Here is a 6,126-nt window from a genome sequence, read left to right as displayed (position 1 = left end):
GAGTTCATGAGAGTGAGAAAGTCCCGGCAACCCCCACCTGCGACAATAAAAAATCATTATCTGGTGATGAAGAACCACTGACCACTGAATCGGTTGAAAGCATCAGAATCATAGAACCAGGAAAGTATGATCTCAACCTGCTCAGACTAGTTGAGTCAGATGATCGAGTGATTCAGGTAGGGAAAGACGGTAACTACCGGCTTGATCTGCACTCAATGATCAGATCACAGAAAAAACACTGATAGGTCCGGGAGATTCCCGGTTATGTGATATTGTCCACTGCATATCCTTTGCTGGCAAGCAGATCAATCACTCGGTCACGATGGTTTCCCTGCAGTTCAATTGAGTTACCTTTCACCGTGCCTCCACAGGCAAGTTTACTCTTCATGAACTTGGAAAGGTCTTCGAGATCGATGTCAGTCGGATCGAGCCCCTCGATCACCGTAACTTCTTTCCCATAACGACGTTTATTGACCTTTACATTGATTCTCTGCTGCTCTTTTGCAACTTCTTCACAAATACACAGTTCTTTTGGTAGCCCGCAAATGGAGCAAATACCACCATTCATTACTATACCATCTCCCGTTTTGTTATTAAAGCCTTTTTATTGTCCGGTATCGGATCAGAACCAACTATAATAGAGATTTCTATGCGCAGCTTCATGGAAGATTAATACCCTGCTCATCTAAACTATGATCCATGTCTATCATGGTTCTTGGTACTGCCTCTCATGTCGGGAAAAGTACCGTGGTTACCGCAATATGCAGATCTCTCTTGAGGCGCTCTATCAGGCATGCCCCCTTTAAATCCCAGAACATGAGTCTGAACTCATACGTCACCCATGACGGGGGTGAGATCGGGATAGCTCAGGCAATGCAGGCTATGGCAGCAGGGCTTGACCCCGAGATCGCTATGAATCCAATCCTGCTCAAGCCTAAAGGAGATCAGACCTCACAGATCGTACTCATGGGAAAGCCATATCGTGATGTCAGGGCTTCCTCATATTATCAGGAGACGGATCATCTCCTCACGATTGCTATGGAAGCGGCCCACCTGCTTCAACAGCGATATGGACATCTGGTCATTGAAGGAGCGGGAGGAGCTGCAGAGGTGAACCTCTATTCCCGCGATATCGCCAATATCAGACTCGCCCGCGTCCTCAGGTATCCAATCATCCTGGTTGCTGATATCGAACGGGGAGGAGTCTTTGCCCAGGTGTACGGCACTATCGCACTTCTACCTGATGATATCAGACCCCTGGTACGCGGCATCATCATCAATAAATTCAGGGGGGACCTGGCGCTCTTTCAGGAGGGGATTGGGATCATCGAAGATCTCTGCAAAGTTCCGGTTCTCGGTCTGGTTCCATCAACTGATATCGCCATCCCCAGTGAAGATTCACTCTCCCTGAAGGATAAAAGGGCCGGAGCAGATCCTATTAAAATCGCGGTGATTCATCTTCCCCGAATCTCAAACTTTACCGATTTTGAGCTCCTCGAACGGCATGCTTCGGTCACATATGTACCCCCTGGAAACTCATTGCAGGGATATGATGCAGTTATCATTCCGGGAACAAAGAATACCATCGAGGATCTTGAGGTTGTTCAGGCATCAGGTACTGGTGACCAGATCAAAGATGCTCACCGCAGAGGTGTACCGATCATCGGGATCTGTGGGGGATATCAGATGCTCTGTACACAAATTACTGATTCAGGAGTAGAATCATGTAAAGGCGAGTATGAAGGGATCAGTCTCATTCCCGGAGTAACCCGGTTTATGGATTACGAAAAGACTACCACCCAAGTAACCCGCACATCATCAGGAATTGGCCCGATTCTTTCCCGGATTACTGAAGTGACGGGATATGAGATACATATGGGAGAGACCGAACATCCGGGAGTCGCTGAAGCATTTGAGGGTGAGGGAGCAGTCTCTCCGGACGGACTGGTCATCGGCACCTACCTTCACGGTCTGTTTACCAACCCCGGGGCTGTTACTGCCCTGGTTTCATACCTGTACGAAAAGAAGGGAATGACCTGGGTCCCGCATAAAGAAGAAGAGGTCGATCCCTTTGAGACCCTTGCTGATCACTTTGAGCGATATGTCAGGTTTGATGAAATTCTGAAGTATTTCAGATAACGTGCAGGAGATGAAAATTCTGAATTATCCGATAATATTCATGATGCTGCGAAACCCTTCATGAGAGAGGTCATCACAGATTACTGATTCAACCTTCGTGAGGTCCACTTCCTCAGCGTTCCGTTGCAAGGTGCAGTACGCCCTTGCAGGTGATGGGATCTCCTTCCCTGCAACCATGAACCTGACCGAATGGGCGCAAAACCGGCAGTGGTCCAGATCTTCCCTCTTCTCAGGAAGGCAATCAACCCGTCCCTTCTGTACCGGAAGGGTGCGGACCGGCCTGCTCATTCCTCACCATCTGCTGATTCAATCCCTGCAACCGTTATTGCAGCGTCAGAGAGTTCCTTCATCTCATCCCTGATGATAATGACCGCCTTCTCCTTCTCCCTTTCAAGGTGATGTACACGCCCGGTCAGTTTGCCAGCCTCTTCATCACCATGTTTAATTTCCCGCTCAATTTCAAGTATTCCTGATTCAAATGATACATACGCCACTGATGCCGGATGAGTCCCAAGTTCATCGCGATGCTGTTGACATTGTTGCTCAAGAGTATACCACCCCCTGGCTGCTCCGGTAATCTGGTCAGTATATGATTCCACGCTCACAAAGAGGGATTTTTCAAACGAGTTCTTCAAAGGTATCGATTCATCATCAATTGATCTGAACAACATCCTTGATGTGGAACTGATCAGTCGGGTAAATTCAGGATCCTCATACTGCTGCAGGACCGCTGTCTGGATCAGGTGATCCAGAAGTATCTCTTCATCTTTCTTCTTCTCATCCTGGGCAATTCGCAGGCCTCTCCGCCAGATCGGAAGCGCAGTCCTAATAAGAGCATCAAGAGTCTCAAAGAGTTCCAGACTCTTCTTCTTCTCTTCGTCAAACACTGCCAGTGCAGAGGTATAGGCATGGTATTCAGAGCTTGCCTGGTGATTCTCCTTATCACGGGAGAGTTGCTCTATTCGCCTCTCCAGGTCAGCCTTCTTATCATCCATCTCCTTCTTTATACTCGCTGCGCTGGCCAGTTCATCATCAGCACTCCTCAACTGCTGCAGCCCGTCTCTCACGGACTGAATCCTTGCAAGGCGTATCCGGGAATTTTTGATAGATTCTGTTAATAAATTGAGTTCTTTTCCGATCTGATCCATTAACTGCCTGAAGAGTTTAACCTCATCCCCATAGAGATGATGAAGATAACGGCCCGGACCTTTGTATGCCTTAAAACAACCATTGATCATCTCGGCAATCTGCTGATAGTAGGCCTCATCATCTGCTGCAAACTCAACTGCAAGGGCATCTTCAACCTTTTTCTTAAATTGGGGGAGGTTGAGACGGTTCACCTGCTCAACCTTGGGGTGGACGAGTTCTGACGATGGCTCTTCAACTCCAAAGTCTTTCAGAAGCTGGATGATATCCTGCCGTGACTTCTCAATTATCTCCCGTGAATCGTTAAACTGCTCTGATCGAAGAGTAAGGCACACCTGCTCTTCAGTGTCCAGCCATGCAGGTAGATCATCAAGTGAGATCTGACTGCTTTTCGGTTCTGTCTTCTTTGGTTTGAATAATTCAGAAATTCGTTTAAACATGATCAGCCCCAGATGTTTGCACTGTTTCAGGATCGTTATCATTCCGGTCCAGATCCCTGATCCGATCAATTCCCTGGATCTCGGAGATCACTTTCACCACAGCCGGGGGAACCAGATGTTCCCATGACTCACCTGATCGCATTCGTTGCCGTATCGATGTTCCGGAATGGGATTCGCGTTCAAACAGGGTAGGAGAAAAGACCGGCATCCCTGCCTCACGAAAGAGCCGAATCACAAGTGGATTACTGGTATATATGGTCTCAAACGGGGGAGTCATCGAGATGATGTGGGCTACCCAGAGGGAATTTCGCTGGATGTCTTCAATAGGGATGACATAATATGGCTTACTTAACCCTTCCAAAGCACGGGTTATCATCAATACCCGTTCTCCGGCAGTGAACGGGTTCTCAAGATCATGACTGAGCTGGGCACTCCCGATTCCGATGATCAGTTCATCAGCCTCTCTGATGATCCGATCAATAACTGTCAGATGCCCATTGTGGAACGGTTGAAACCTGCCGATATAAAATGCCCGTTTCACGTTCTTCCTCCTGCCACCAGATTTGCAATCCTGGCTGCAAACGCTCCTGCTACAAACCCGGCATCAATATTTACCACGGTCAGAACAGAACAGGACTGCAGCATACTGGCAAGGGCTGCTTCACCCTTCCCCATATACCCATACCCGGTTGAGACCGGTACCCCGATAACCGGCTGGTTCATCAGTCCGGCAACCACTGCCGGCAGGGTTCCTTCCCTGCCGGCCGCCACCACAAATGCATGGCAGTCTTTCATCTGCTCAAGTACCGGAAAGAGCCGGTGTATACCGGCGACACCGACATCATACGCAGTATGTACTGTACATCCCATCTCTTCAGCAATAACCCGTGCTTCTTCTGCAACCCTGATATCAGACGTTCCCGCGGTAATGATCCCGATGATTCCCCCCGTTTCAGGCACACGCGGGGATCCGGCAAGCACCATCACCCTGCCTTCAGGCGAATATTCACACGCGATGCCAAGCCTCCCGGTGATCTCCTGTAAAGCCGGAACAATTTGTGGATCGAGCCGGGTAATAACACACCGGCCAGCACGGCGTGCATACGCTTCTGCAATTACGAGCAGATGTGCAGGATCTTTACCCTCAGCAAGGACCACTTCAGGTATTCCACACCGACCCACCCGATCAAGATCCAGATTGGCGATTGATCCGATATGGCCTGCACTCCGGTCATGAATCTTCTGTTCAGCCTCATCAAGGGATAATACCCCACTCCGGACCCGTTCCAGAAGATCCCGCAACCCGCCATCTGGTTCCATATAAGATAGTAAGATATGAGTCAAAGATTACATAATAGGTTCATTGTGGTGAGTTATCTCTTCTATATCGCCATCTTCGGTGCAGCCGCCGGTCTCTTTCTCTGGCTGCGTGATATCAGGATCTATATGAGGACCGGCCTGCCCGGGTACCGGAAAGCGGCCTGGATAGGAGTGTTACACACCGCGATCGCTACTGCCGGAGCAGGAGAAATACTGCTCTTTCCCTCAGCCGATATACTCGGCGTGGGAATTGTCCTGCTGGGGCTCTGGCTTCAGGGACAGGAGAAACGGGAACAGGTCTTTACCAACGAGCCTGTTTTTGAGCGGGCACTCGGAAAAGCGCCCATCAGGCGGCAGTCATAGAGGTATTCATGCTGAGCAGACCACGAGGAACACGGGATATGCTCCCTGATGAGATGGAGCAACGCAGGGAGATCGAAGCACGTATGCGGGCAAAAGCCCGGACCTGGGGGTACCGCGAAGTTTCAACACCCACGTTTGAAGAACTCGAACTCTTTACCATCCGGTCAGGTGAAGGGATCATCGATGAGATGTATGTCTTTGAAGACAAAGGAGGCAGATCGCTCGCACTCAGACCCGAACTCACCGCTCCGGTGCTCAGGACCTTTGTCAACGAAGGACGTTCCCTGACAAAACCGATCAAGTGGTGTTATTATGCAGACTGCTACCGGTATGAACGTCCCCAGAAAGGACGATACCGACAGTTCTGGCAGTTCGGAATCGAACTGATCGGAGCGGACTCAGCAATGGCAGATGCCGAGGTGATCATGGTAGCTGATGATCTGCTCAAATCTTCAGGTGTGAAATTCGTTCTGAAGATCGGGCATCTCTCTTTCATGCGGACACTGCTCCGGGATCTTGCTGTTGAAGACCAGAAAAAGGTCAGATCATTTCTGGATAAACGGGACACCGATGCAGCTGCAGGATTTCTGACCGGGATAGGCAGGAGTGATCTGGCTTCTCCGCTGAATCAACTTATCAATTCCCGGAGTCTCGAAGAAGTATTTGCAGTCATTGGAGAGATCCCGGAGGCTGACCGTATCAGGGAGACTTTTGATAT

Annotated in this window: 9 protein-coding genes; 4 read left to right on the top strand and 5 right to left on the bottom strand. The window is 49.6% G+C overall.

All coding sequences use genetic code 11. From position 1 onward, the window contains the following. Positions 1 to 242 (top strand): Zn-ribbon containing protein (locus tag LUQ50_RS14150; protein ID WP_300040776.1); only part of this gene is annotated, 242 nt, incomplete at its 5' end. Between the two features lie 20 nt (positions 243 to 262). Here the strand turns inward: LUQ50_RS14150 and yciH are convergent. Beyond that, positions 263 to 568 (bottom strand): stress response translation initiation inhibitor YciH, encoded by a 306-nt coding sequence (gene yciH, locus LUQ50_RS14145; protein ID WP_300040775.1) that lies wholly within the window; start codon positions 566 to 568, stop codon positions 263 to 265. Between the two features lie 140 nt (positions 569 to 708). Here yciH and LUQ50_RS14140 point away from each other — a divergent pair, with 140 nt between their 5' ends. Then, positions 709 to 2,139, top strand: coding sequence for a cobyric acid synthase (locus tag LUQ50_RS14140; protein WP_367279021.1), 1,431 nt, complete (start codon positions 709 to 711; stop codon positions 2,137 to 2,139). Positions 2,140 to 2,163: 24 nt separating this feature from the next. Here LUQ50_RS14140 and LUQ50_RS14135 read toward each other — a convergent pair whose 3' ends face one another. The 4 genes from LUQ50_RS14135 to larB are packed head-to-tail and all read right to left on the bottom strand — an operon-like array spanning position 2,164 to position 5,045. Then, the gene (locus LUQ50_RS14135) at positions 2,164 to 2,427 is read right to left on the bottom strand and encodes a hypothetical protein (protein WP_300040773.1); all 264 of its coding nucleotides are present in this window, start codon (positions 2,425 to 2,427) and stop codon (positions 2,164 to 2,166) included. Continuing rightward, on the bottom strand, positions 2,424 to 3,725 hold the full coding sequence (locus tag LUQ50_RS14130; protein WP_300040772.1) for a hypothetical protein: 1,302 nt from the start codon (positions 3,723 to 3,725) through the stop codon (positions 2,424 to 2,426). The genes LUQ50_RS14135 and LUQ50_RS14130 overlap by 4 nt, the downstream gene beginning before the upstream one ends. After that, positions 3,718 to 4,266: a nicotinamide-nucleotide adenylyltransferase gene (locus LUQ50_RS14125; RefSeq protein ID WP_300040771.1), complete on the bottom strand. Its 549-nt coding sequence runs from the start codon at positions 4,264 to 4,266 to the stop codon at positions 3,718 to 3,720. Before LUQ50_RS14125 ends, LUQ50_RS14130 begins: the two co-directional genes overlap by 8 nt. Next, positions 4,263 to 5,045: a nickel pincer cofactor biosynthesis protein LarB gene (gene larB / locus LUQ50_RS14120; protein ID WP_300040770.1), complete on the bottom strand. Its 783-nt coding sequence runs from the start codon at positions 5,043 to 5,045 to the stop codon at positions 4,263 to 4,265. The genes LUQ50_RS14125 and larB overlap by 4 nt, the downstream gene beginning before the upstream one ends. A gap of 15 nt (positions 5,046 to 5,060) precedes the next feature. Between larB and LUQ50_RS14115 the strand changes: the two genes are divergently transcribed. After that, positions 5,061 to 5,408: an ABC transporter permease gene (locus LUQ50_RS14115; protein ID WP_300040769.1), complete on the top strand. Its 348-nt coding sequence runs from the start codon at positions 5,061 to 5,063 to the stop codon at positions 5,406 to 5,408. A gap of 8 nt (positions 5,409 to 5,416) precedes the next feature. Continuing rightward, a partial coding sequence (locus LUQ50_RS14110; RefSeq protein ID WP_300040767.1) for an ATP phosphoribosyltransferase regulatory subunit occupies positions 5,417 to 6,126 on the top strand: 710 nt, incomplete at its 3' end.

Origin of the sequence: Methanospirillum sp. (assembly GCF_028679455.1) — an archaeon.
Lineage (GTDB): Archaea > Halobacteriota > Methanomicrobia > Methanomicrobiales > Methanospirillaceae > Methanospirillum.
This window is presented reverse-complemented; position numbering and strand designations above follow the sequence as displayed.